Source organism: Streptomyces sp. NPDC051907 (assembly GCF_040681075.1).
Lineage (GTDB): Bacteria > Actinomycetota > Actinomycetes > Streptomycetales > Streptomycetaceae > Streptomyces.
The window spans coordinates 44800-69023 of record NZ_JBFAYB010000026.1 but is presented as its reverse complement, the minus strand read 5'-3'; the positions used below and the strand labels follow the sequence as shown (position 1 = coordinate 69023).

At 70.9% G+C, this 24224-nt stretch carries 21 protein-coding genes and 1 riboswitch; of the genes, 16 read left to right on the top strand and 5 right to left on the bottom strand.

What is annotated here, in order from left to right:
* Nucleotides 1-38: 38 nt before the first annotated feature.
* Nucleotides 39-1013, top strand: coding sequence for a carbohydrate kinase family protein (locus tag AB0M39_RS16730; RefSeq protein WP_365364804.1), 975 nt, complete (start codon nt 39-41; stop codon nt 1011-1013).
* Nucleotides 1014-1779: 766 nt separating this feature from the next.
* Here the strand turns inward: AB0M39_RS16730 and AB0M39_RS16725 are convergent.
* Complete coding sequence (locus tag AB0M39_RS16725) at nt 1780-3168, bottom strand: aminotransferase class V-fold PLP-dependent enzyme (RefSeq protein WP_365364802.1); 1389 nt, start codon at nt 3166-3168, stop codon at nt 1780-1782.
* A gap of 324 nt (nt 3169-3492) precedes the next feature.
* Here AB0M39_RS16725 and coxB point away from each other — a divergent pair, with 324 nt between their 5' ends.
* The 4 genes from coxB to AB0M39_RS16705 all read left to right on the top strand — a co-directional run bounded on the left by coxB (nt 3493) and on the right by AB0M39_RS16705 (nt 7920).
* Nucleotides 3493-4419 carry a cytochrome c oxidase subunit II gene (coxB, locus tag AB0M39_RS16720; protein ID WP_365364842.1) on the top strand — a complete coding sequence of 309 codons (927 nt, stop codon included), beginning with the start codon at nt 3493-3495 and terminating at the stop codon, nt 4417-4419.
* On the top strand, nt 4416-6152 hold the full coding sequence (gene ctaD / locus AB0M39_RS16715; protein WP_365364800.1) for a cytochrome c oxidase subunit I: 1737 nt from the start codon (nt 4416-4418) through the stop codon (nt 6150-6152). The genes coxB and ctaD overlap by 4 nt, the downstream gene beginning before the upstream one ends.
* Nucleotides 6149-6547, top strand: a complete 399-nt coding sequence (locus AB0M39_RS16710; protein ID WP_365364798.1) for a cytochrome c oxidase subunit 4 — start codon at nt 6149-6151, stop codon at nt 6545-6547. Before ctaD ends, AB0M39_RS16710 begins: the two co-directional genes overlap by 4 nt.
* Nucleotides 6548-6666: 119 nt before the next feature.
* Nucleotides 6667-7920, top strand: coding sequence for an Ig-like domain-containing protein (locus tag AB0M39_RS16705; RefSeq protein WP_365364796.1), 1254 nt, complete (start codon nt 6667-6669; stop codon nt 7918-7920).
* Between the two features lie 44 nt (nt 7921-7964).
* Here AB0M39_RS16705 and AB0M39_RS16700 read toward each other — a convergent pair whose 3' ends face one another.
* Nucleotides 7965-8366 carry a hypothetical protein gene (locus AB0M39_RS16700; RefSeq protein ID WP_365364794.1) on the bottom strand — a complete coding sequence of 134 codons (402 nt, stop codon included), beginning with the start codon at nt 8364-8366 and terminating at the stop codon, nt 7965-7967.
* 193 nt (nt 8367-8559) lie between these two features.
* Here AB0M39_RS16700 and AB0M39_RS16695 point away from each other — a divergent pair, with 193 nt between their 5' ends.
* The 6 genes from AB0M39_RS16695 (at nt 8560) to AB0M39_RS16670 (ending at nt 15804) form a co-directional block, all read left to right on the top strand.
* On the top strand, nt 8560-9180 hold the full coding sequence (locus AB0M39_RS16695; RefSeq protein WP_365364792.1) for a heme-copper oxidase subunit III: 621 nt from the start codon (nt 8560-8562) through the stop codon (nt 9178-9180).
* Nucleotides 9181-9245: 65 nt separating this feature from the next.
* The gene (locus AB0M39_RS16690; protein WP_365364790.1) at nt 9246-10055 is read left to right on the top strand and encodes a c-type cytochrome; all 810 of its coding nucleotides are present in this window, start codon (nt 9246-9248) and stop codon (nt 10053-10055) included.
* Complete coding sequence (locus tag AB0M39_RS16685) at nt 10052-11107, top strand: Rieske 2Fe-2S domain-containing protein (RefSeq protein ID WP_365364788.1); 1056 nt, start codon at nt 10052-10054, stop codon at nt 11105-11107. Before AB0M39_RS16690 ends, AB0M39_RS16685 begins: the two co-directional genes overlap by 4 nt.
* Nucleotides 11104-12735, top strand: coding sequence for a cytochrome bc complex cytochrome b subunit (locus AB0M39_RS16680; RefSeq protein WP_365364786.1), 1632 nt, complete (start codon nt 11104-11106; stop codon nt 12733-12735). Before AB0M39_RS16685 ends, AB0M39_RS16680 begins: the two co-directional genes overlap by 4 nt.
* A 121-nt stretch (nt 12736-12856) precedes the next feature.
* Nucleotides 12857-13921 carry an anthranilate phosphoribosyltransferase gene (trpD, locus tag AB0M39_RS16675; protein WP_365364784.1) on the top strand — a complete coding sequence of 355 codons (1065 nt, stop codon included), beginning with the start codon at nt 12857-12859 and terminating at the stop codon, nt 13919-13921.
* A 92-nt stretch (nt 13922-14013) separates the two neighbouring features.
* A riboswitch (SAM riboswitch) is annotated at nt 14014-14131 on the top strand.
* Between the two features lie 233 nt (nt 14132-14364).
* Nucleotides 14365-15804 (top strand): aminotransferase class V-fold PLP-dependent enzyme, encoded by a 1440-nt coding sequence (locus AB0M39_RS16670; protein WP_365364782.1) that lies wholly within the window; start codon nt 14365-14367, stop codon nt 15802-15804.
* A gap of 107 nt (nt 15805-15911) precedes the next feature.
* On the opposite strand, the gene AB0M39_RS16665 is transcribed toward AB0M39_RS16670, so the two are convergent.
* Together AB0M39_RS16665 and AB0M39_RS16660 are read right to left on the bottom strand one after the other, a co-directional pair.
* A complete protein-coding gene (locus AB0M39_RS16665; protein WP_242334674.1) occupies nt 15912-16193 on the bottom strand; it encodes an Lrp/AsnC ligand binding domain-containing protein in 282 nt (93 codons plus the stop codon).
* Entirely contained in the window at nt 16190-16912 is a 723-nt protein-coding gene (locus AB0M39_RS16660) for a rhomboid family intramembrane serine protease (protein WP_365364780.1), read from the bottom strand. Before AB0M39_RS16660 ends, AB0M39_RS16665 begins: the two co-directional genes overlap by 4 nt.
* A gap of 156 nt (nt 16913-17068) precedes the next feature.
* Here AB0M39_RS16660 and AB0M39_RS16655 point away from each other — a divergent pair, with 156 nt between their 5' ends.
* From AB0M39_RS16655 to AB0M39_RS16635, 5 genes are all read left to right on the top strand, one after another.
* Nucleotides 17069-17311 carry a hypothetical protein gene (locus AB0M39_RS16655; RefSeq protein WP_365364778.1) on the top strand — a complete coding sequence of 81 codons (243 nt, stop codon included), beginning with the start codon at nt 17069-17071 and terminating at the stop codon, nt 17309-17311.
* 35 nt (nt 17312-17346) lie between these two features.
* Complete coding sequence (locus tag AB0M39_RS16650; RefSeq protein WP_365364776.1) at nt 17347-18708, top strand: NYN domain-containing protein; 1362 nt, start codon at nt 17347-17349, stop codon at nt 18706-18708.
* Between the two features lie 321 nt (nt 18709-19029).
* Nucleotides 19030-20055: an NlpC/P60 family protein gene (locus AB0M39_RS16645; RefSeq protein WP_365364774.1), complete on the top strand. Its 1026-nt coding sequence runs from the start codon at nt 19030-19032 to the stop codon at nt 20053-20055.
* Between the two features lie 172 nt (nt 20056-20227).
* On the top strand, nt 20228-21256 hold the full coding sequence (locus tag AB0M39_RS16640) for an NlpC/P60 family protein (RefSeq protein ID WP_365364772.1): 1029 nt from the start codon (nt 20228-20230) through the stop codon (nt 21254-21256).
* Nucleotides 21257-21330: 74 nt separating this feature from the next.
* Entirely contained in the window at nt 21331-22587 is a 1257-nt protein-coding gene (locus AB0M39_RS16635; RefSeq protein ID WP_365364770.1) for a hypothetical protein, read from the top strand.
* A 329-nt stretch (nt 22588-22916) separates the two neighbouring features.
* Here AB0M39_RS16635 and AB0M39_RS16630 read toward each other — a convergent pair whose 3' ends face one another.
* On the bottom strand, nt 22917-24209 hold the full coding sequence (locus AB0M39_RS16630) for a glycosyltransferase 87 family protein (RefSeq protein ID WP_365364768.1): 1293 nt from the start codon (nt 24207-24209) through the stop codon (nt 22917-22919).
* Nucleotides 24210-24224: the final 15 nt, after the last annotated feature.

Genomic DNA, 24224 nt, shown 5'->3' with positions numbered 1-24224 from the left:
TGAACTGTCAACGCCACCCCGCCACAGGAGTGTCCTCCGTGCGAATCGCTGTCACCGGCTCCATCGCCACCGACCACCTCATGACCTTCCCCGGCCGCTTCGCCGACCAGCTGGTCGCGGACCAGCTGCACACGGTCTCCCTCTCCTTCCTCGTCGACAACCTCGACGTGCGCAGAGGCGGTGTCGCCGCGAACATCTGCTTCGGCATGGGGCAGCTGGGCGCCGGGCCGATCCTGGTCGGCGCGGCCGGCTCCGACTTCGACGAGTACCGCGCCTGGCTCGACCGCCACGGCGTGGACACCGGCTCCGTCCGGATCTCCGAGGTCCTGCACACGGCCCGCTTCGTCTGCACCACGGACCGCGACCACAACCAGATCGGCTCGTTCTACACCGGCGCGATGAGCGAGGCCCGGCTGATCGAGCTCAAGAAGGTGGCGGACCGGGTCGGCGGCCTCGACCTGGTGCTGATCGGCGCGGACGACCCTGAGGCGATGCTGCGGCACACCGAGGAGTGCAGGACCCGCTCCATCCCGTTCGCCGCGGACTTCTCGCAGCAGATCGCCCGGATGTCCGGCGACGACATCCGCACCCTCCTGGAGGGCGCGACGTACCTGTTCTCCAACGAGTACGAGAAGGGGCTCATCGAGTCCAAGACCGGCTGGTCCGACGAGGAGATCCTCGGCAAGGTCGGCTGCCGCGTCACCACCCTGGGCTCGCGCGGGGTGCGGATCGAGCGGGTCGGCGAGGACCCGATCGAGGTCGGCTGCGCGGAGGAGGAGGCGAAGGTCGACCCGACGGGCGTCGGCGACGCGTTCCGCGCGGGCTTCCTCTCGGGCCTGTCCTGGGGCATCGGCCTCGAGCGGGCGGCCCAGGTCGGCTGCATGCTGGCGACGCTGGTGATCGAGACGCTGGGCACCCAGGAGTACACCCTGCGCCGGGCGCACTTCATGGACCGCTTCACAAAGGCGTACGGCCACGAGGCGGCGGCGGAGGTCCGCGAGCACCTGGTCTAGTTCCCCGCGCACGACCCACGTCCGCCGGGCGGGCCCGATCTTTCGGCCCGCCCGTCGGCGCGTGGGGCCCTTGCGAGCCCTGGCCCGGGAGATCCCGGGGCCTGGGAGGTCCCTGGCCTGGAGGTCCCGTCCGCTGGGGGCCCTGGCCGTGGCGAGCCTTGGCCCTTGGAGGGCCCGCGCCCCTGGCGATCCCGCCCTAGGAGAGCCTGCCCCCTGGAGACCCCGGACTCGCGAGATCCCGCGCTCTAGACAGCCCGCCCCCTGGAGGACCCCGGCCCTCGAGAGCCCGCCGGCTGGAGGTCCCGGGCCCTTGGAGGGCCTGCCCTAGAGGAGCCCGCGCCTGGAGATCCCACGCCTTGGAGACCCCACCCCCTGGAGAGCCCGCGCCCGCGAGAGCCCTGGCCCTGGGGCCCGCGTCCTGGAAGAGCCCGCCCGCTGGAGGTCCCGGGCCCTTGGAGGGCCCGCGCTTTGGGGAGCCCGGCCCTGGAGGACCCGCCCGAAGGGCCTGCGCCCTGGAGACCTGGCCCTGGAGACCCCGGGCCCGCGAGAGCCCTGGCCCTGGGGCCCGGGATCTAGGAGATCCCGGGCCGCTGGAGGTCCCGGCCTTGGAAGGCCTGCCCTAGAGGGCACGCGCCCGGAGATCCCGCCCGCTCGAGGGCCCCGCCCCCTGGAGGACCCACGCCCTGGAGAGCCCGCGCCCGCGAGCGCCCCACCCCCCTGGAGACCCCGCGCCGACGAGACCCCGCTCCCGCGAGACCCCACCCCCCTACGAAAGCCTCCGCACCACGTACGCGACCCCCTCCGCCGCCTTCTCCTCGCCCACGTACTCCTGTCCCCGCATCTCGCACCATGCCGGGATGTCCAGACGGGCCGCCTCGTCGTCCGAGAGCACCGTCACCGTGCCGCCGATCGGTACGTCTCCGATCACCTTTGCGAGTTCGATCACCGGGATGGGGCACCGCTTGCCGAGCGCGTCCACCACGAGCGAGTCCGCCGCCGGCGAGGGACTCGGCCGCGCCGAAGACGGCGCGTCCAGGCGCTCCCGTACCGCCGAGACGACCCCCGGCAGCGCCTGAAGGAACCCGTCGACCTCCTCCTCGGTCGTCCCCGTCGGCAGCGACACCCGCACATTGCCCTCGCTGAGCACGCCCATCGCCCGCAGCACATGGCTCGGGGTGAGCGTGCTGCTGGTGCACGACGACCCCGAGGAGACGGAGTACCCCGCCCGGTCCAGCTCGTGCAGCACCGTCTCTCCATCGACATAGAGACAGGAGAACGTGACGAGATGGGGGAGCCGGCGCACCGGATCGCCGACCACCTCGACGTCCGGGACCAGCTCGGGGACGCGCGTGCGGATCCGGTCCACCAGCGCCTTCAGCCGGGCCGCCTCGTCGGCCGCCTCCGCCCGCACCGCCCGCAGGGAGGCCGCCGCCGCGACGATCGCCGGAATGTTCTCGAAGCCGGGCGACCGCCCCGACTCCCGCTCGTCGGCGGGGCCTTGCGGGGCGAACCGCGCCCCCTTGCGCACCGCGAGCAGCCCGACCCCCGCCGGCCCGCCCCACTTGTGCGCGCTCGCCGCCAGGAGCGACCAGGCCCCCTCCACCGGCCCCCAGCCCAGCGACTGCGCCGCGTCCACCAGCAGCGGCGTCCCGGCCGCCCGGCACGCCTCGGCGACCTCGGCCACCGGCTGCTCGGTGCCCACCTCGTGGTTGGCTGACTGGAGGCAGGCGAGGGCGGTGTCCGCCCGCAGCAGGGAGGCGAAGACGTCCGGGGACACCCGCCCCGTCCGGTCCACCGGCGCCTCGGTGACGGTCCCCTCGGCGGTCGCTCCGTGCGTCTGCGCCGCGTGCAGGACCGCCGAGTGCTCCACCGCGGAGACGACCAGGTGGCGTCCGACACGCCGACGCCCCGCGAGCGCCCCGGAGATTCCCGCGTGGATCGCCTGCGTCCCCGAAGGAGTGAACACAAGCTCGTCCGGCCGGCACCCCACCGCGTCCGCCGCGGCCTCCCGGGCCGCGTCCAGCAGCAGTCGGGCGCGCCGCCCCTCCCGGTAGAGCCGGGCGGGGTCGGCCCAGCCCTCGTCCAGGGCGGCCTGCAGAGCCTGGCGGGCAACCGGGTGAAGGGGAGCGGAGGAGGCGGCGTCGAAGTAAGGCACGTCGCCACGCTAACCCCCAACCGTCAAGGGGCCGTCAGACGGCCTGCGGAGGCCGGGATTCCCCTCTGTTGCCAAGGGCAGTCCACCCCTTCGGGGTGTCGGACGGCGCGTTGGGCACCCTCCCCGCGCGACCCCAAATAGCGTCCAGTAGGGTTTGGTCCGCATAAACATCCAAACCCCTGCCCGCGTCAGGGCCGGCGACCGACCAGCGGCCGCAGCCGGTCGCGCGGGCCGAGACTCTCGGGAAGGCGCTACGTGAGTCCCAACGGCTCCGACCTCCCCCGCAGCCAAGGCGCGGGCGGTTCCCCCGCGTCGCGGCGCCCGATGCGGCGGAAGCTGCCGCAGGTGCTGACTGCGGGCCTGATCCTGGCGACGGCCTCCGGTTGCTCGTACAACTGGGAAGACTTCCCCCGCCTTGGCATGCCCACCCCGGTAACGGAAGAGGCGCCGCGGATCCTCTCCCTCTGGCAGGGCTCGTGGGCGGCAGCGCTCGTCACGGGCGTGCTGGTGTGGGGTCTGATCCTGTGGAGCATCGTCTTCCACCGGCGCAGCCGCACCAAGGTGGAGGTACCTCCGCAGACCCGGTACAACATGCCCATCGAGGCGCTGTACACCGTGGTCCCGCTCATCATCGTCTCGGTGCTCTTCTACTTCACCGCACGTGATGAGTCCAAGCTCCTCGCTCTCTCCGACAAGCCGGCCCACACGATCAACGTGGTCGGCTACCAGTGGAGCTGGGGCTTCAACTACGTCGAGAACGTAGACGGCTCCAAGGGCGATGCCAAGACCAACCCGGAACTGGGGGCCATCCCGAACAAGTATCGCGATGCGTTCCCGGCGAACGCGGGTGGCGTCTACGACGCCGGCATCCCCGGCGACCGCAACCCCCAGACCGGCAACCCGGGCCCGACCCTGTGGCTGCCCAAGGGCGAGAAGGTCCGGTTCATCCTGACCTCGCGCGACGTCATCCACTCCTTCTGGGTGGTCCCCTTCCTGTTCAAGCAGGACGTCATCCCCGGTCACACCAACGTCTTCGAGGTGACGCCGTCCCAGGAGGGCACCTTCATGGGCAAGTGCGCCGAACTCTGCGGCGTCGACCACTCCCGGATGCTCTTCAACGTCAAGGTGGTCTCTCCGGAGCGCTACCAGCAGCATCTGAAGGAGCTGGCCGAGAAGGGGCAGACCGGCTACATCCCGTCGGGCATTGAGCAGACGGACCCGGCCAGGAATGCGGAGAAGAACCAACTGTGAGCATCCTCAACGAACCTCAGGGTGCCGCCGCAGCAGCTGACGACTCGTACGAGAACGAGCTGCCGGTACGGCGCAAGGAGCCGGGCAACGTCGTCATCAAGTGGCTGACCACCACTGACCACAAGACGATCGGCACGCTCTATCTGGTCACGTCGTTCGCGTTCTTCTGCATCGGCGGCCTGATGGCGCTCTTCATGCGCGCCGAGCTGGCCCGTCCGGGCACGCAGATCATGTCGAACGAGCAGTTCAACCAGGCGTTCACGATGCACGGCACGATCATGCTGCTGATGTTCGCGACGCCGCTGTTCGCCGGATTCGCGAACTGGATCATGCCGCTGCAGATCGGCGCGCCCGACGTGGCGTTCCCGCGGCTGAACATGTTCGCGTACTGGCTGTACCTCTTCGGCTCGCTGATCGCGGTGGCCGGCTTCCTCACCCCGCAGGGTGCGGCCGACTTCGGCTGGTTCGCCTACTCCCCGCTGTCGGACGCCGTCCGCTCGCCGGGCGTCGGCGCCGACATGTGGATCATGGGTCTGGCCTTCTCCGGCTTCGGCACGATCCTCGGCTCGGTCAACTTCATCACCACGATCATCTGCATGCGCGCTCCCGGCATGACGATGTTCCGCATGCCGATCTTCACCTGGAACGTGCTGCTGACCGGTGTGCTGGTCCTGCTCGCCTTCCCGGTGCTGGCCGCCGCGCTCTTCGCGCTGGAGGCGGACCGCAAGTTCGGCGCCCATGTCTTCGACGCGGCCAACGGCGGCGCGCTGCTGTGGCAGCACCTCTTCTGGTTCTTCGGCCATCCAGAGGTGTACATCATCGCCTTGCCGTTCTTCGGCATCGTCTCGGAGATCATCCCGGTCTTCAGCCGCAAGCCGATGTTCGGCTACATCGGCCTGGTCGGCGCGACGATCGCGATCGCCGGTCTGTCCGTGACCGTGTGGGCTCACCACATGTACGTCACAGGCGGCGTGCTCTTGCCGTTCTTCTCCTTTATGACCTTCCTTATCGCGGTACCGACCGGTGTGAAGTTCTTCAACTGGATCGGCACCATGTGGAAGGGCTCGCTGTCCTTCGAGACGCCGATGCTCTGGACGATCGGATTCCTGGTCACCTTCACCTTCGGTGGTCTGACCGGCGTCATCCTGGCCTCGCCCCCGATGGACTTCCACGTCTCCGACTCGTACTTCGTCGTCGCGCACTTCCACTACGTCGTCTTCGGCACCGTGGTCTTCGCGATGTTCGCCGGCTTCCACTTCTGGTGGCCGAAGTTCACGGGCAAGATGCTGGACGAGCGGCTCGGCAAGATCACCTTCTGGACGCTGTTCATCGGCTTCCACGGCACGTTCCTGGTGCAGCACTGGCTGGGCGCCGAGGGCATGCCGCGTCGCTACGCGGACTACCTCGCCGCCGACGGGTTCACCGCGCTGAACACCATCTCCACGATCAGCTCGTTCCTGCTCGGACTGTCGGTCCTGCCGTTCTTCTACAACGTGTGGAAGACCGCCAAGTACGGCAAGAAGATCGAGGTCGACGACCCGTGGGGCTACGGCCGTTCGCTCGAATGGGCGACCTCGTGCCCGCCGCCGCGGCATAACTTCCTCACCCTGCCGCGCATCCGCAGCGAATCCCCGGCGTTCGACCTCCACCACCCGGAGATCGCCGCGCTGGACCAGCTCGACCACGCCGGCCACGGTGGCAGCGCCATCGCCGAGAAGGAGGCCGGCAAGTGAAGATCCAAGGCAAGATGTTCATCTGGCTGGCGGCCTTCATCCTCGTCATGGCGATCGTCTATGGCGTGTGGTCGAAGGAGCCGGCCGGCACCACGGCGCTCTTCCTGGCCTTCGGCCTGAGCATCATGATCGGCTACTACCTGGCCTTCACGGCCCGGCGCGTGGACGCGATGGCCCAGGACGACAAGGAGGCCGACGTCGCGGACGAGGCCGGCGAGGTGGGGTTCTTCTCCCCGCACAGCTGGCAGCCGCTCTCGCTGGCCGTCGGCGGCGCCCTCGCCTTCCTGGGCGTGGCCCTCGGCTGGTGGCTGCTGTTCTTCTCGCTGCCGCTGATCCTGGTCGGCCTGTTCGGCTGGGTCTTCGAGTACTACCGCGGTGAGAACCAGAACCAGTAGTCGAGTCAACGCGACACGCGCAGGGGCCCGGATCACCCTCACTCCTGAGGGGGATCCGGGCCCCTCCGTTTGCAGTCACCCCGCGCGCCGCTGCGGCATGATCTTCATAGCGTGTGCTTATGACTCACAAGCCGCGCATCCGTTCGGTTGTCAGCTGCACGCTGCTGGTCGTGGCCATCGGCGCGACCGCGCTGGCCTGCGGCGACTCCGACCCCCACCCGCTCGCCGCGCAGCCCTACGACGCGGCCGGACAGGTCTCCTTCAACGCCCCCGAGGGCAGCGCCAAGGTCGACCCCGACAAGCCCCTCGAAGTCACCGCCGAGGGCGAGGACAGCCGGATCACCGACGTCACCGCCACCGACCAGGCGGGCCACCACCTCGCCGGCGAGCTCTCCGCCGACGGCGTCCGCTGGCGCTCCACGGCCCCGCTGTCGGCCGGCGTCAGATACACCGTGGAGGTCGCCACGGAGGACGAGGACGGCGCTCCGGGGGCCAAGACGCTCACCTTCCAGACCTCGCCCGCCAAACGGCACCTTGCGGTCGAGTTCGGCCCGCAGGCGGGGAAGTACGGCGTCGGCCAGCCGATCACCGCCAAGCTCGGCTCCCCGGTCCGGGACAGGGCCGCCAGAGCCGTGATCGAACGCGGCCTGAAGGTCCACTCCCAGCCCGCGGTGGAGGGCGCCTGGCACTGGGTGGACGACAAGACCATGCACTACCGCCCCAAGGAGTACTGGCCCGCCGGCGCGACCGTCCGCGCCAGCAGCAACCTCCAGGGCGTCAAGGTCGCCAACAGCCTCTACGGCGGCGCCTCCAAGACGCTGAAGCTCACGATCGGCGACCGCATAGAAGCGATCACCGACGCCGGGACCCACCACATGACCGTGCTGCGCAACGGAGAAGTGATCAACACCATTCCGGTGACCACCGGCAAGCCCGGCTTCTCCACCCGCAACGGGATCAAGGTCGTGCTCGGCAAGGAGTACTTCGTACGCATGCGCGGTACGAGCATCGGCATCCCGGAGGGCAGCGCCGACTCCTACGACCTGCCCGTCTACTACGCCACCCGCGTCACCTGGAGCGGCGAGTACGTCCACGCGGCGCCCTGGTCGGTCGGCTCCCAGGGGTACGCGAACGTCAGCCACGGCTGCACGGGCATGTCCACCGGCAACGCCGCGTGGTTCTTCGAGACCGTGCGCGAGGGCGACATCGTCAAGGTCGTCAACAGCGGGGGCGACACGATGGACCCCTTCGGCAACGGCTTCGGCGACTGGAACCTGTCCTGGGACAAGTGGCGCGGCGGAAGCGCCCTGGTCGCCGAGACCAGGGACGGCAGCCGCCCCGACGACGCGGCGCGGCTGCGCCCCCAGATCTGACCCGGCGGGCGGTCAGCGGCGCGTGAGCCCGACCGGGGAGGGCCTCACGCGCCCACAGAGAGCCTGCGCCGCAGCAGGGCGGCCAGAGACTGCGCGAACTCCACCGGCTCGACCGGAAGGGTCACAGCGGCCTCGGCACGGCTCCAGGTGGCCAGCCAGGCGTCCTGGGGGCGGCCGATCAGCAGCAGCACGGGCGGGCAGTCGAAGATCTCGTCCTTGATCTGCCGGCAGACGCCCATGCCGCCCGCCGGAGCCGTCTCGCCGTCCAGCACGCAGACGTCCACGCCGCCCTCGTCCAGCGCCTTGAGGACGGCCGGCAGGGTCGCGCACTCAAGGAACTCGACCGGCGGGACGTCCGCGGCCGGCCTGCGCCCCGCGGCCAACCGCACCTGCTCGCGGGTGTTCGCGTCGTCGCTGTAGACCAGCACGGTTGCGGTCGACCTCATTGTTCCTCCGAGTTCGTCGGCGGCATTGGACCAGTAACCTGATGCGGCGGATGCTACTCCTTGCGACACCCCGTCAACACTGGTTCGGACAGCTCTTCGATGGGCCGTTCGGCTCTGCGCATCGTCCCAGTCGAGCGGGCTGACACACCGAACGGCACCCCCCGGAGTGAGGGCGGGATAAGCGACCGACATAATGTCGGTCGTGGCGACAGCAACGACAGTAGAAACCGGGCACGCGCACCCGTCGGTCAATCGACCGAACCTCACCAGCGTCGGAACCATCATCTGGTTGAGTTCCGAGCTGATGTTCTTCGCGGCCCTCTTCGCGATGTACTTCACCCTGCGATCGGTGACGGGCACTGATTACTGGACGGCTCAGGCGGACCACCTGAACTTCCCGTTCTCGGCGACCAACACCACGATCCTGGTGCTCTCCTCACTCACCTGCCAGCTCGGCGTCTTCGCCGCGGAGCGGGGCGATGTGAAGAAGCTCAGGACGTGGTTCATCATCACGTTCGTCATGGGTGCGATCTTCATCGGCGGCCAGGTGCTGGAATACACCGAGCTGGTCAAGGACGCGGGCATGTCGCTCTCGTCCGGCCCGTACGGCTCCGTGTTCTACCTGACCACCGGTTTCCACGGCCTGCACGTGACGGGCGGTCTCATCGCCTTCCTGCTGGTCCTGGGAAGGACCTACGCGGCCAGGAGATTCACCCACGAGCAGGCAACCGCCGCCATCGTCGTGTCCTACTACTGGCACTTCGTCGATGTCGTCTGGATCGGCCTCTTCGCCACGATCTACATGATCAAGTAGCCGGGCTCGAGCCCGACCACAGTCCAGAAGCACCGACGCAGAAGATCCTGACACCGGGGTAATCCGTGAAAAAGCTCTCCGCACGACGACGCCATCCGCTGGCGGCGGTCGTCGTCCTACTCCTCGCGCTGGCGGCCACTGGGGGGCTGTACGCCGCGTTCGCACCCGCGGACAAGGCGCAGGCCGAAGAAACCGCCCAGTCTCTCGCCATCAAGGAGGGCAAGAAGCTCTACACCGTCGGCTGCGCCAGCTGCCACGGAACCGGCGGTCAGGGCACCTCTGACGGCCCGTCCCTGGTCGGCGTGGGCTCCGCCGCGGTCGACTTCCAGGTCGCGACCGGCCGGATGCCGGCCCAGCAGCCCGGCGCCCAGGTGCCGAAGAAGCCCAACATCTACACGCAGAGCCAGATCGACCAGCTCGCGGCGTACGTCGCGTCCCTCGGCGCCGGCCCGATCACGCCGACCGAGAAGCAGTACAGCCCGGACGGCGCGAACATCGCCAAGGGCGGCGATCTGTTCCGCACCAACTGCGCCCAGTGCCACAACTTCACCGGTGAGGGCGGCGCCCTCACGAACGGCAAGTACGCCCCGAGCCTTGAAGGCGTGAGCCCCAAGCACATCTACGAGGCCATGCAGACCGGCCCGCAGAACATGCCGTCCTTCCCCGACACCACGCTGCCGGAGCAGCAGAAGAAGGACATCATCGCGTACATCCAGACGGTGAACGGCGACGAGACCGCCACTCCGGGCGGCTTCGCGCTCGGCGGCCTCGGCCCCGTCAGCGAGGGTCTGTTCGGCTGGATCTTCGGTCTGGGTTCGCTCATCGCAGTCGCCGTCTGGGTCGCGGCCCACACCGCTAAGGCCAAGAAGTCATGAGTAGCCAAGAGATTCCAGAAGAGAACCTGCCGCTCGCGCAGGACACCGCGCACGTCGCGGTAGAGCATGTCGAGGACGACCCGCTCGGCGACCCGGGACTGCCGGCCCACAAGCCGCGCGTCCAGGACATCGACGAGCGGGCGGCCAGGCGCTCCGAGCGCACCGTCGCTCTGCTGTTCACGCTGTCGATGCTGGCCACCGTCGCCTTCATCGCGTCGTTCGTGATCTTCCCGGTCGACAAGATCGTGTACATCTGGCCGCTCGGCCATATCAGCGCGCTCAACTTCGCGCTGGGCATGACCCTGGGCATCGCGCTCTTCTGCATCGGCGCGGGCGCGGTCCACTGGGCCCGCACCCTGATGTCGGACGTCGAGGTCGCCGACGAGCGGCACCCGATCGAGGCCTCGCCCGAGGTCAAGGCCAAGGTGCTCGCCGACTTCGCGGACGGCGCCCGTGAGTCCGCGATCGGCCGTCGCAAGCTGATCCGCAACACCATGTTCGGCGCGCTGGCCATGGTGCCGCTCTCCGGCGTGGTGCTGCTGCGGGACCTCGGGCCGCTGCCCGAGGAGAAGCTCCGCAAGACCCTGTGGGCCAAGGGCAAGCAGCTCATCAACATGAACACCAATGAGCCGCTGCGTCCCGAGGACGTCGCCGTCGGCTCGCTGACCTTCGCCATGCCCCAGGGCCTGGAGGAGAGCCAGCACGACTTCAACAACGAGATCGCCAAGGCCGCCCTGATGATCGTCCGGATCCAGCCGGAGGACATCAAGGACAAGCGCGAGCTCGAGTGGTCCCACGACGGAATCGTGGCCTACTCCAAGATCTGCACCCACGTCGGTTGCCCGATCAGCCTGTACGAGCAGCAGACGCACCACGTCCTCTGCCCGTGCCACCAGTCCACCTTCGACCTCTCCGACGGCGCCCGCGTCATCTTCGGCCCGGCCGGTCACGCACTTCCGCAGCTGCGGATCGGCGTGAATGACGAAGGCTTCCTCGAGGCGCTCGGCGACTTCGAAGAGCCCGTCGGTCCTGCCTTCTGGGAGCGCGGATGAGCACTGCGACGACCGACGACAAGAACCGCAAAGCCCCCGCGGGCGAGCGGGTCGCCGACTGGGCGGACGGCAGGCTGGGAATCTACTCCCTGGCCAAGGCCAATCTGCGGAAGATCTTCCCGGACCACTGGTCCTTCATGCTCGGCGAGATCTGCCTCTACAGCTTCATCATCATCATCCTCACGGGTGTGTATCTGACGCTGTTCTTCCACCCGAGCATGAACGAGATCGAGTACCACGGCTCGTACGTGCCGATGCAGGGCATCCGGATGACCGAGGCGTACGCCTCGACCCTGGACATCAGCTTCGACGTCCGCGGCGGTCTGCTGATCCGGCAGATCCACCACTGGGCGGCGCTGGTCTTCCTCGCCGGCATGTTCGTGCACATGATGCGCGTGTTCTTCACGGGTGCGTTCCGCAAGCCGCGCGAGATCAACTGGATGTTCGGCTTCCTGCTGTTCGTCCTCGGCATGTTCACCGGTTTCACCGGCTACTCGCTCCCCGACGACCTGCTGTCCGGCACCGGCGTCCGCTTCACCCAGGGCGCGATCCTGGCGACCCCGGTCGTCGGAACGTACATCTCGTTCTTCCTGTTCGGCGGCGAGTTCCCCGGCCACGACATGGTGGCCAGGTTCTACTCGATCCACATCCTGCTGCTGCCGGGCATCATGCTCGGCCTCGTGGTGGCCCACCTGATCCTGGTCTTCTACCACAAGCACACCCAGTTCCCCGGCCCCGGCCGGACGAACAACAACGTCGTGGGCATGCCGCTGCTGCCGGTCTACATGGCCAAGGCCGGAGGCTTCTTCTTCCTGGTCTTCGGCGTCATCGCGATCATCGCGGCGTCGTTCACGATCAACCCGGTGTGGGCGCTCGGCCCCTACCGGCCGGACCAGGTGTCCACCGGCGCCCAGCCAGACTGGTACATGGGCTTCGCCGAGGGTCTGATCCGAGTGATGCCCGGCTGGGAGATCAACTTCGCGGGCCACACGCTCGTGCTGGGCGTCTTCATCCCGCTGGTGCTCTTCGGCCTGGTCCTGATGGCGATCGCGGTCTACCCGTTCATCGAGTCGTGGATCACCGGCGACAAGCGCGAGCACCACATCCTGGACCGGCCGCGCAACGCGCCGACCAGGACCGCTCTGGGCGTCGCCTGGATCACCGGGTACGTGATCATGCTGCTCGGCGGTGGAAACGACATCTTCGCCACGCACTTCCATCTGTCGATCAACGCGATCACCTGGTTCGTCCGGATCTCCTACTTCGTGGGCCCGGTCCTCGCCTTCGTGATCACCAAGCGGATCTGCCTGGGTCTGCAGCGTCGCGACAAGGACAAGGTGCTGCACGGCCGCGAGACGGGCATCATCAAGCGGCTGCCGCACGGTGAGTTCGTCGAGGTCCACGAGCCGCTGAAGCCCGAGGCCCGCTACACGCTGACCGCGCACGAGCAGTACGAGCCGGTCGAGCTCGGCCCGACGGTCGACGAGAACGGCGTGGAGCGCAAGCCGAAGCTCAAGGAGAAGCTGCGCGCCAAGCTCAGCAAGTCCTACTACGGCGAGGGAAGCCAGATCCCCAAGCCGACGAGCGAGGAGTACAAGGAGATCACCAGCGGCCACGGCCACCACTGATCCCTGACCGACAGGTCGCCACAGCAGGAGCCCCGTCCATTCGCTGGACGGGGCTCTTTGCTGCTCTCGGGGCTGGATAGGGTGGACCCATCCCTATCGGCTGTGGACCCAGGAGCGGACCATGAACGTTGTGACCCCGGTCGGCGGCGACAGCGTGGCGGCTCGTTCCTGGCCGGGCGTGCTGAACCCCCTGCTGCGCGGCGAGAACCTGAGCGTGGACGACACCGCCTGGGCGATGGACCGGATCATGAGCGGCGAGGCCACCGACGCCCAGATCGCCGGGTTCGCGGTGGCGCTGCGGGCCAAGGGCGAGACCGTCGAAGAGGTCTCCGGCCTGGTGCAGGCCATGTACGCGCACGCCAACACCATCGAGGTGCCGGGCGCGACCGTGGACATCGTCGGGACCGGCGGCGACCTCGCCAAGACCGTCAACATCTCCACGATGTCGGCGATCGTGGTCGCCGGCGCCGGAGCCAAGGTCGTCAAGCACGGCAACCGCGCCTCCTCGTCCGCGAGCGGCTCCTCGGACGTCCTGGAGAAGCTCGGCGTCAATCTGGAGCTGACGCCGCGGCGGGTCGTCGAGGTCGCGAGGGAAGCGGGCATCACCTTCTGCTTCGCCGTGAAGTTCCACCCCGCCCTGCGGTACGCCGCGAAGGCGCGCAAGGAGCTCGGCGCGCAGACCACCTTCAACATCCTCGGACCGCTCACCAACCCGGCCAAGGTGCGCTCGCAGGCCGTGGGCGTCGCCGATCTGCGGATGGCGCCCATCGTGGCCGGCGTGCTCGCCGCGCGCGGCAACTCCTCCCTGGTCTTCCGCGGCGACGACGGCCTGGACGAGCTGACGACGACCGCCACCTCCCGGGTGTGGGTCGTACGGGACGGGTCCGTGCGCGAGGAGGCCTTCGACCCGCGCGACATCGGCATCGACCTGGTGCCCGTCGAGTCCCTGCGGGGCGCGGACGCGTCGTACAACGCGGACGTGGCGCGGCGGCTGCTGGCCGGCGAGACGGGACCGGTGCGGGACGCGGTGCTGCTCAACGCGGCCGCGGCGCTGGTCGCGCTCGAGCCGACGGACGGGACGCTCAACGAGCAGCTGGCGGCGGGCGTGGCCCGAGCGGCGAAGTCGATCGACTCCGGGGCGGCGAAGGCGGCCCTGGAGAGGTGGGTCGCCGCGAGCAACGCGTGAGAGTGCGTGCTCGCTGAGTGTGACCAAGGGCGCAGTCCAGAATCCGGACTGCGCCCTTGCGCTCGGCGCGACCTATGGCAGGATGCTTTCAAGGTCATGAGTGACAGCGTTTCAGGCCCCGGCTTGCTGTCCGGCAACCCTCCGTCCGTGGCGGGGTGCCCCGGGTGAAGACCAGGCCGTAGGCAGCGAGGTCTACGGCAAGCGCGGACCCCTGCAAGCCCTGGGGTCCTGGTCCTCAAGGGAGCAGTCTCGTGAGCAAGCGAATGCGATAGGGCGTCTGCGCCCCTCCTTCAACACCCCCTCCGTGCGGCCCTCTTGCCGCGCCTGAGGGGCAGTTCCCGTACCCAGCACGGCTGTTGAGCCGCCAGTACGGGCTTGTTCGAAGACCCCCTCCGACCTCTTCGAGGGGGACCCCACGCCTTGTCTTGCAGGGAGATGCCGCCATGTCCGCACGCCCGAACACCGCCGTCGAAGCCCACGCGCCCGCCGCGCCCGCAGAGTCCGCAGCGCCCGCTGCGTCCGCTGGATCGGCCGAGTCCGCCGCCGAACCCTGCTGCGGCGCCCCGCTGCCCGTGCTCGGCAGGGACGTCACCGTCCCGCTGGTCACCGGCGGCGAAGTCGCCTACGCGGCCCTCGACTACGCGGCGAGCGCGCCGGCCCTCCAGCGGGTGTGGGACGACGTGGCCGCCTACGCCCCGTACTACGGCAGCGTGCACCGCGGCGCCGGATACCTCTCGCAGCTCTCCACCGACCTCTTCGAGAACAGCCGCCAGACCGTCGCGGACTTCCTCGGCTGCCGCCCCGGCGACCAGGTCGTCTTCACCCGGTCGACGACGGACTCGCTGAACCTGCTGGCCGCCGCGGTCCCGGCCGGCTGCGAGGTGTTCGTCTTCGAGACCGAGCACCACGCCTCGCTGCTGCCCTGGAGGGACGCCCGCGTCACCTGCCTGAACGCCCCGCGCACACCCCAGCAGGCCGTCCAGACCCTGGAGCGGGCGCTGGCGGACCGCGACCCCTACGGCCCCGCCCTCGTCTGCGTCACGGGCGCCTCCAACGTCACCGGCGAGCTGTGGCCGGTCAAGGAGCTGGCGGCGGCCGCGCACGCCCACGGCGCCCGGATCGTCCTGGACGCGGCGCAGCTCGCGCCGCACCACCCCGTCGACATCGCCGAGCTGGACGTCGACTGGGTCGCCTTCTCCGGGCACAAGCTGTACGCCCCCTTCGGCTCCGGCGTCCTGGCCGGGCGCGCGGACTGGCTGCGGGAGGCGGAGCCGTACCTCGCGGGCGGCGGCGCCTCGCGCACGGTGGCACGCCGCGTGGACGGAGGCGTGGACGTCGAGTGGCACACCACGGCCGCGCGCCACGAGGCGGGCTCGCCGAACGTCATCGGCGCCTACTCCATCGCCTCGGCGTGCAAGGCGCTGACGGAGGCGGGCTTCGAGGCGCTGGTCGCCCGCGAGCAGGAGCTGGTCGCGAAGGTCCGCGCGGGTCTCGCGGAGGTCCCCGAGGTGAAGGTCCTCTCCCTGTTCGGGGACGACGCGCCGCGCGTGGGCGTCATCTCCTTCGTGGTCGAGGGCTGGAACAGCTCGCACTTCGCCGCCGCGCTCTCCGCGGAGTACGGCATCGGGGTGCGCGACGGCCTGTTCTGCGCCCACCCCCTGGTCCGCACCCTCCTCGGCAGCGCCCCCCAGGACCCGGGCGAGTGCGGCGCGCCGGAGGCCGAGCCGGGCGAGCGGTCCCTGAACGCCATCCGGGTCAGCTTCGGCGCGGGCACGCCGGACGAGCACGTGGAGCGCTTCGTGGGGGCGGTGGCCGAGCTGGTCCGCGACGGCGCCCGGTGGACGTACCACACGCAGGACGGCCGCTGCGTCCCGGCGGTCTGACACAGGACCCGAGGCGAGCCGATTCGAGCCGAGCACAGCCGACAGAGCCCGCGCCACCGGCGCGGGCTCTGTCGGCTGTCGGCTGCTGCGGGCGCCGAGGGCGGCGGCTAGGCGTCCAGGCCGATCGCGAACGCCGCCTCCAGATCGTGCTGGGAGTACGTACGGAACGCGACGTGCGTGTCCGTCGCCTCCACGCCGGGGATCTTGCTGATGCTGCCCGGGATGACGTCCGCCAGATCGTCGTGCCTGGCCACGCGGACCATGGCGATCAGGTCGTAGGTGCCGGTGACCGAGAAGACCTCGCTGACGCTGTCCAGCGCCGCGATCGACTCCGCGATCTCGGGGATGCGGTCCACGCTGGTCTTGATGAGCACGATCGCGGTGATCACGGTTGGCTTTCTCCCTCGGTGGCCGCTGCTTGGGCCTTCACTCTAGTCCCCTGCCGGAACCGTCCCCAGGCGTAGAGGAATCCCACCCCGAACCCCACCAGGTGCGCCAGATACGCCACCCCGGGACCGCTCCCGGCGCCCCGGGCCGCCAGCCACTGCAGGACGAACCAGAAGATCAGCACCGCCCACGCCGGAAACCGCAGCGGCAGGAAGAAGAGGAACGGAAAGAGACTGGTCACCCTTGCCTTCGGGAAGAGGTACAGAAAGGCGCCGAGCACCCCCGAGATCGCCCCCGAGGCGCCCACCAGGGTCTGCTCGGAGCCGGCGTTGGCCGCCGCGTAGGCGAGCAGCGCGAGGTAGCCGCAGCCCGCATAGAACAGGCCGAACTCCAGCTGCCCCATCCGCTCCTCGGCCATCGCCCCGAACACATACAGAAAGAGCATGTTGCCCAGCAGGTGGAGCCAGTTGCCGTGGACGAAGAGGGCGGTGAGCGGGGTGGCCAGCGCGTTCGGGGCGCCGCTCGTCAGGTCGGCGGGGATCACGCCCCAGCGCTCGAAGTACGCGCTCTGCGCGGAGAGCAGCCCGTCGCCGACGCCGTACGACGGATTGAGGCCGGAGACCGGACTGACCAGGAAGACCGCGCAGCAGACCGCGATCGCCGCGTATGTCACGGCGGGTCCCGTCGCCGCGCCCCGTACCGCCCGCCACCAACCGATCATGGACAGAGCATGGCGCAGCGGGACCGAACGGTACAGAGTGCCTCGCCGCGCCACGGGGTACCCGCGAGGCCGTAGGGTTACGGGCAGTACACCCGCAGTTCGACGGCGCACCGCGGCAACCGCACTCGCACTCGTATGACGAAAGAGGACGGCACGATGACGACGGTACCCTCGCCGACCGCCGAGACCCGCTGGCGCTGCACCCTGTGCGGCAACCTCACTCGTTTCGACGTCACCCGCTCGTCCAAGGTCGTCGAATACGTCCATCTGGACCTGGCCGGCGAGCCCACGATCGAGGAGCGCGAGGTGGTCAGTGAGACCATCGAGTCAGTGCGCTGTCGTTGGTGCAACGCTGTGGATCAGATCGAGCTGGTGGACAGGCCGGGCGCGGGCTCCTGACGGAGCCGCCCGAACGGGTAATGGGGTGACGGATTGTGGAGCAGCCTGAAAGCGGCGCGGAGCCGGCCGATGCGGCCGGCGACGCCGCGGAGGCGCTCGACCGCCCGCTGCCCGAAGGCGTACGGCGCAGGGTCGTCGCGCTGGTCTCGGACGCGTTCGGCGGGCTGACCGTCGGCGAACTCCCGGCGCAGCTGCGCCAGTACGCCCGTTTCACCCCCAGCCGGCGGGCCAAGTTCGCGGGCAACGCGATGGCCGCCGCGCTGGAGAGCGACCCCGTCTTCCGCCAGCGCATCGGCGAGCGGCTCAGCAAGGCCCAGCCCGAGCTGTCCGGGGCCCTGGAGTCCGGGTCGCCGCCCGCCGCCGCCGATCCGATCGACGTGGCCGCGGCCGCCTATGTGCTGCGGCCCGCCGGATGGGTGAAGCTCGTCGCCGCCGCGGGCGAGGAGGCCCAGCGGGCGGACGCCGAGCGCGCCGACGAGGCGGGCCGGCGCGAGCTGGAGCGGCTGCGCGAGGAGCTGGCCGAGGCCCAGGCGCACACCCGGGCCGAGACCGAGCGGCTGCGCACCGAGCTGGACGCCGCGCGCAAGGAAGCGGAATCGCTTCGCCGCAAGCTGCGCAGCGCCCTGAGCGATGTGAAGCGCGGCGAGGCGGCGCTCCGCCGCCGGGACGCCGACCTGGAGAGCTCAAGGTCGGAGGCGGCCGCCCAGGTGTCCGCGGCCGAGAGCGAGAGCCGCAGGCTCAAGGCGCGGCTCAGCGAAGCGGAAGCGTCCGTGGAGGCCGGCAGGAGGGCCGCCCGGGAGGGCCGCTCGATCGAGGACATGCGGCTGCGACTGCTCCTGGACACCGTCCTGGACGCCGCCCAGGGGCTCCGTCGCGAGCTCGCCCTGCCGCCCGCCGGGATCCACCCCGCGGACACCGTCGACGCGGTCGAGCCGGGCCGTATGTCGCCCAAGGACATCGCCGCCCGCGCCCTCTCCGAGACCGACCCTGCCCTGCTCGACCAGCTGCTCGCGCTGCCGCAGGTGCATCTGGTCGTCGACGGCTACAACGTCACCAAGACCGGGTATCCCACGATGCCGTTGGAGAAGCAGCGGCTGCGCCTGCTCGGCGGTCTGTCGATGCTCGCGGCCCAGACCGGGGCCGAGGTCACCTGTGTCTTCGACGGGGCGGAGCTGGCCGCTCCGGTGCTGCTCGCGCCGCCGCGCGGGGTGCGGGTGCTGTTCTCCAAGGCGGGCGTGACCGCGGACGAGCTGATCCGTCAGCTGGTGCGCGCGGAGCCGCCCGGCCGGCCCGTGGTGGTCGTCTCCACCGACCGCGAGGTCGCCGACGGGGTGGCGAAGGCCGGCGCCAGGCCGGTCGCGTCCGTCTTGTTGCTGAAGCGGCTTTCGCGCGCCTAGTAACTACCGGGCCGAATGCCCGAATTGATACTCCTCGTGACAGACGTTGCGTCAAGTGCTCATTACAGCGTGTGTGATGCGAGTAAAGAAAACACTCCGCAGCCCATAATTTTGTCGTGAGGATTTGAACTGATCACAGGGAGGTCACTAGGGTCGGGCCTCGAACCTTCGCGCGGTTGATCGTCCATCCGGGACGACGGCGAAGGAACCGCCGAGTTCGTCCAGTTCGCTCCTTTTCTCCCCGGGGTGCGACGTGCGGACGCCGGGGATTGAACCCCCCACAGCCCGGTAGGCGGCTCGAGGAAGAAGGAGCTCGCCTTCGTGGCGTCCCACCGTCGTCCCAAGCAGCCGAGCCGCACCCGCGTGACCGTGCTCACCGCGACCGCCGCCGCGGCCGTGGCCCTGACCGCCCAGACCGCGCAGGCCGAGCCGAAGCCGAGCAAGAGCGAGGTCAAGGCCAAGGTCGACAAGCTCTACGAAGAGGCGGAGAAGGCCACCGAGAAGTACAACGGGGCCAAGGAGCAGCAGGAGAAGCTCGACAAGGAGATCGACGCCCTCCAGGACAAGGTCGCCCGCGGCCAGGACGAGCTCAACACCCTGCGCGACAGCCTGGGTTCGGTGGCCAGCGCCCAGTACCGCTCCGGCGGCATCGACCCCGCCGTGCAGCTCTTCCTCTCCGCCGACCCGGACACCTACCTCGACAAGGCGTCCGCGCTCGACCAGCTCGGCGCGAAGCAGACCGAGGCGCTCGCCGACATCCAGGCCAAGCAGCGCACCCTCGCGCAGCAGCGCCAGGAGGCCCAGGGCAAGCTCGCCGACCTGGCCGAGACCCGCAAGCAGCTCGGGGAGAAGAAGCAGGAAGTCCAGGGCAAGCTGGGCGAGGCCCAGAAGCTGCTGAACTCGCTCACCGCGCAGGAGCGCGCCGCGCTCAAGGCCGACGAGACCCGCGCCGACCGCGCCAGCTCGCGCGCGGACCTCGGTCCGGCCACGCCCGCCTCAGGGCGCGCGTCCTCCGCGTTCGCCGCAGCCCAGAGCAAGATCGGCTCGCCGTACGTCTACAGCGCGTCCGGCCCGAACTCCTTCGACTGCTCCGGGCTGACCTCCTGGGCGTTCGCCCAGGCCGGCATCTCCATCCCGCGCACCTCGCAGGCGCAGGCCAACGCCGGCACCCGCATCTACTCGCAGGGCGACCTCAAGCAGGGCGACCTGGTGATCTTCTACGGCGACCTGCACCACGTCGGCTTCTACGCCGGCAACGGCCAGGTGCTGCACGCCCCGCGGACCGGCACGAACGTGCGCTACGAGTCCATCAACAACATGCCCTTCCAGTTCGGCGTGCGCATCTGACGCCCAATCGGGCGATTTCCCGCACCAAGAGCTGACCTGGCGCCCCGCCGTTGACCTGTGGTCTCCGGCGGGGCGTCACTTTGCGTGCCCGGCGCGGTCTTTGGCGCTCCGTGTCCGCCCGGCTACTGTCTGCCGCGCAACATCCCTCGTACAGCGGAAGGGAGCGCGGCCTGTGGCGTCCCATCGCCGTCCCGCACACCCCGGCCTCACTCAGAGCGCCCGGGTCACCGTCCTGTCCGCCGCGGCGGCCACGGCCGCCGCGGCCCTCGGGGCCGCGCCCGCGGTCGCCGAGCCGCGCGAGACCGCAGAGGCGGTCCGGACCAAGGTCGACCGGCTGTACGAGGAGGCCGAGCGGGCCGCCGAGCGCTTCAACAGGGCCGGCGAGCGGGTGGAGCACCTGCGCGAGCAGGTCGCGCAGGCCCAGGACAGCGTGGCCCGGGGCCAGGAGCGCATCAACCGGATGCGGGGCGCGCTCGGCCTGGTGGCGGGCGCGCAGTACCGCTCCGGCGGCATCGACCCGACCCTGGCGCTGCTGCTCTCCGCGCGGCCGGACACCTACCTCGACCGGGCCGCGACCCTGGACCGGATGACCGCGCTCCAGACCTCCGCCCTCCAGGAGCTCCAGCGAGCCCAGCGCGGCCTCGGCCAGCAGCGCGCGGAAGCCCGTCGCGACCTCGCCGAGCTGGAGCTCAGCCGGGCCGCGGTCGCCCTCCACAAGCGCGCCGTCGAGGGCAAGCTCGCCGCCGCCCGGCGGCTGCTGGACGCTCTGCCGGACTCGGAGCGCGACGCCTTCGAACGGGCCTCTCGCTCCGGACGCGACGAGGCGCCCGAGCTGTCGGACCAGGCGCCCTCCTCGGCGCGTGCGGCGGCCGCCGCGGCGGCCGCCCGCAGCGCGGTCGGCAAGCCGTACGTCTGGGGCGCCAACGGGCCCTCCGCCTTCGACTGCTCGGGCCTGACCCAGTGGTCCTACGCCCAGGCGGGCGTCGCCCTGCCCCGCACCTCGCAGGCCCAGCGGAACGCGGGCCGGCAGGTCCCGCTCTCCCAGGCGCGCCCCGGCGACCTGGTGACCTACCGCGGCGACGCCAGCCACATCGGGATGTACATGGGCAACGGGCAGGTCGTCCACGCGCCCTATCCGGGCGCCTCGGTGCGGTACGACCCGGTGGGCATGATGCCCGTCAACGCGGTCACCCGCGTCTGAGCGGCGACGGCGGCCCAGAGTGCGGCCCCCCTCCCTTGAAGCCCTCGCGCGGCGCGTTCCGTACGATCGGCAGCGTGGCAGGTCAGGGGCGCACACGGCGTGAGGCGATACGGAGTACGGCGGGGCTCGGCCTCGCCGTGCTGCTGTCCGCCTCCGGCTGCACGTCCTCCGAGACCTCCGGGACGGACGTGCGCGCGGTCCAGCGGCTGCTGGACAGCCGCGCGGCCGCCGTGCTCAGCCGGGACCGCGACGGATTCCTCGCCGCGCTGGCACCGGAGGCCGGGCGGCTGCGGGCGGCGCAGCTGAAGCAGCTCCAGAGCCTCGCGGACGTGCCGCTGAGCTCCTGGGAGTACCGGGTGGGCAAGGTCGTGCGGCAGGGCGCCCGAGCCGTCGCCGAGGTCGAGCTGCGCTACCGGATCGACGGCTACGACACCGCCCCGGCGGCCGCCGCGCGCTCCGTAGAGCTCGAGGAGCGGGAGGACGGCTGGCGGCTGACCGCCGACCGGGCCGCTCGCGGCGGGCCGCAGCTGCTGTGGGAGCAGGGCGACGTCGACGCCGTACGGGGCAGTCACAGCCTCGTCCTCGGCGTCGGCCAGACCCGTCAGCGGCTGCGGGCGCTCGCCGCCTCCGCCGACCGCGCCGCGCCCGCGGTCTCCGAGGCCTGGCGCGAGAAGTGGGCCGGGCGCGTGGTCATCCTCGTCCCGCCCTCGCTTCAGGCCATGGGCGCGCTGCTGGGGGCGCCGGCGGCCGGGTACCGGGGGATCGCGGCGGTCACCACCGGGGAGACGGGGGCGCCGGGGACGTCGCCCGCGGACCGGGTGATCGTCAACCCGGAGGCGTACCAAGTCCTCGGCGGCTTCGGGCAGAGCGTCGTGCTGACGCACGAGACCACCCACGTGGCCACCCGCGCGCACACCTCGGCGGCGACCCCGCTGTGGCTCTCGGAGGGCTTCGCGGACTGGGTCGCCTACCGGGGCACGGGCTACAGCGCCAAGCAGGCCGCCCCCGAACTGCTGCGCGCGGTCCGTCGGGGCGAGACGCCCGCCGCGCTCCCGGCGGACGGGGACTTCTCCTTCGGCGGGGACTCAGGCCGGCTGGCACGGGCGTACGAGGGGGGCTGGCTGGCCTGCGAGCTGATCGCCGAGGCGTGGGGCGAGGACCGGCTGCGGACGTTCTACCGGGCCGTGGGCGCGGGCAGGCACCGGGCGGGGGCGGTGGAGAAGGCGATGGTCGAGATCCTGGGGACGACGCCCGCGGACTTCACGGTGCGGTGGCGGTCGTACGTGGAGGAGCGGCTGCCTGCCGGGGGCGGGGAACGGCGGGGCGGCTGACGGTCCTGGACGGGGGTACGTGGGGGAGCGGCTGACTGCCCCCTGGGCCGGGCGGGAGCGGCGGGGCGGTTGACCGGCTCAGGACGCGAGGCCCGACGGCGTGCGCGCTCGGCGCGGCTCACGAGGTCGGCGACCGCCGGTCGTGGGCTGGCTGGGTCCGGTCGTGGCCCGGGGCGGCCGCCGTCCGTCGCCACAGCCGTTGGCAGGCCGTCAGCGGGCGTGGGGCGCTCGGCGCCGGCTCAGGAGGCCAGCGACGGCCGGGCGGCAGCGGCGGGGCGGTTGACCGACTCCGGGCGCGAGGCCCGACCGCGTGCGTGCTCGGCGCTGGCTCACGAGGCGAGCGACTGGCGGTCGCGGGCCGGTTGGGCCCGGCCGTCGCCCGGGGGCGCTGTCGTCCGGCGCCACAGTCGTCGGCAGGCCGTCAGCGTGGCGGCGACCAGCAGCCCGTTCCGTACGGCCAGCAGCAGCAGACCGAGCGGGTCGCTCGCCGCCACATGGTCGAACCAGACGGGGAACTCCAGCAGCGTGACCCCGGTGGCCCCCAGCACCAGCCAGGCCGGAAGCGTCATCGGGCTCGCCCGGAAGGCCATGCAGACCGCCGCCGTGCCGACCAGCCAGACCATGTACTGGGGGCTGATCACCCGGCTCGTGGTCGTGAACAGCAGCACCGCCGCGAAGGCCGCGTCGCACGGCGTGCTCGGCCCGAACGTCCTCGCCCGCAGCCGCCACAGCGCCAGCCAGCACAGGGCGGCGGCGCTCAGCCCGAGGGCCAGCGCGGAGACGAGCGGGACGTAGGGACCGACGAACTCCACCGAGCCGTAGGCGAACACCGTCGTCCCCTGCCACCCGAAGTGCCGCGCCGTGTGGAAGGCCAGCGCGCCCAGGGACTCGATCTCGGTGCCCCGGTCGCTCTGGAAGGCGAGGAAGGCCAGCGAGCCCGGCATCGCGGCGAGGAACGCCAGGGCCAGGCCGCCTGCCGTGAGGGCCGCGGCGGCCCAGGCGCGCCGGGCCGCCCGCCCGTTCGGCACGCCCGTGAGCACCAGCAGCGGCCACAGCTTCAGCAGCGCGCCGAAGCCGGCCAGCGCGCCCAGCGTGCGGGCCCGGCGGGCCCCGGCGAGCAGTGCGGCGACGGCGACGGCAGTGGCCATCAGGTCGTAGCGGGCGTACGCGGTCGGGCCGAGCAGCGGGACGCCCGCGGTCCACACCCACGCGCCGCGCCATGTCCTGCCGGGCCGGGCGCCCGCGTAGGCGAGCAGACCGAGGACGAGCGCGTCGCACAGGGCGCACAGGACGTAGAAGGCGGCGGCGTAGCCGAGGAAGGGCAGCGCGGTGGGGGAGAGGATCGCGAGGGCGGCGGCGGGCGGGTACTGCCAGGTGACGTCGTCCAGCGGGAAGGCGCCCGTCCTCAGCACGTCGTGCCACCCCTGGTAGATCACCGAGACGTCGCTGGTGACGTCGGGGCCGGGGACGACGACGACCTTGAGGACGCAGAGCAGCAGCGCGGTCCGGGTGAGGACCCAGACGGCCAGCAGCGGCGCGGTGCGGCGCCGCAGGCTGGGGGCCGGGGTCAGGGCGGGGTCCGGGACCGGGGCCGAGGCCGTGGCGCCGCTTGCGTCCGCCATGAGCACCTGTCCGTT

Coding starts and splice junctions, on each gene's coding strand:
- trpD (WP_365364784.1), top strand. CDS start 12,857: ATGAACGTTGTGACCCCGGTCGGCGGCGACAGCGTGGCGGCTCGTTCC.
- AB0M39_RS16695 (WP_365364792.1), top strand. CDS start 8,560: ATGTCGGTCGTGGCGACAGCAACGACAGTAGAAACCGGGCACGCGCAC.
- coxB (WP_365364842.1), top strand. CDS start 3,493: ATGCGGCGGAAGCTGCCGCAGGTGCTGACTGCGGGCCTGATCCTGGCG.
- AB0M39_RS16630 (WP_365364768.1), bottom strand. CDS start 24,209: ATGGCGGACGCAAGCGGCGCCACGGCCTCGGCCCCGGTCCCGGACCCC.
- AB0M39_RS16680 (WP_365364786.1), top strand. CDS start 11,104: ATGAGCACTGCGACGACCGACGACAAGAACCGCAAAGCCCCCGCGGGC.
- AB0M39_RS16700 (WP_365364794.1), bottom strand. CDS start 8,366: ATGAGGTCGACCGCAACCGTGCTGGTCTACAGCGACGACGCGAACACC.
- AB0M39_RS16685 (WP_365364788.1), top strand. CDS start 10,052: ATGAGTAGCCAAGAGATTCCAGAAGAGAACCTGCCGCTCGCGCAGGAC.
- AB0M39_RS16660 (WP_365364780.1), bottom strand. CDS start 16,912: ATGATCGGTTGGTGGCGGGCGGTACGGGGCGCGGCGACGGGACCCGCC.
- AB0M39_RS16705 (WP_365364796.1), top strand. CDS start 6,667: ATGACTCACAAGCCGCGCATCCGTTCGGTTGTCAGCTGCACGCTGCTG.
- AB0M39_RS16655 (WP_365364778.1), top strand. CDS start 17,069: ATGACGACGGTACCCTCGCCGACCGCCGAGACCCGCTGGCGCTGCACC.
- AB0M39_RS16670 (WP_365364782.1), top strand. CDS start 14,365: ATGTCCGCACGCCCGAACACCGCCGTCGAAGCCCACGCGCCCGCCGCG.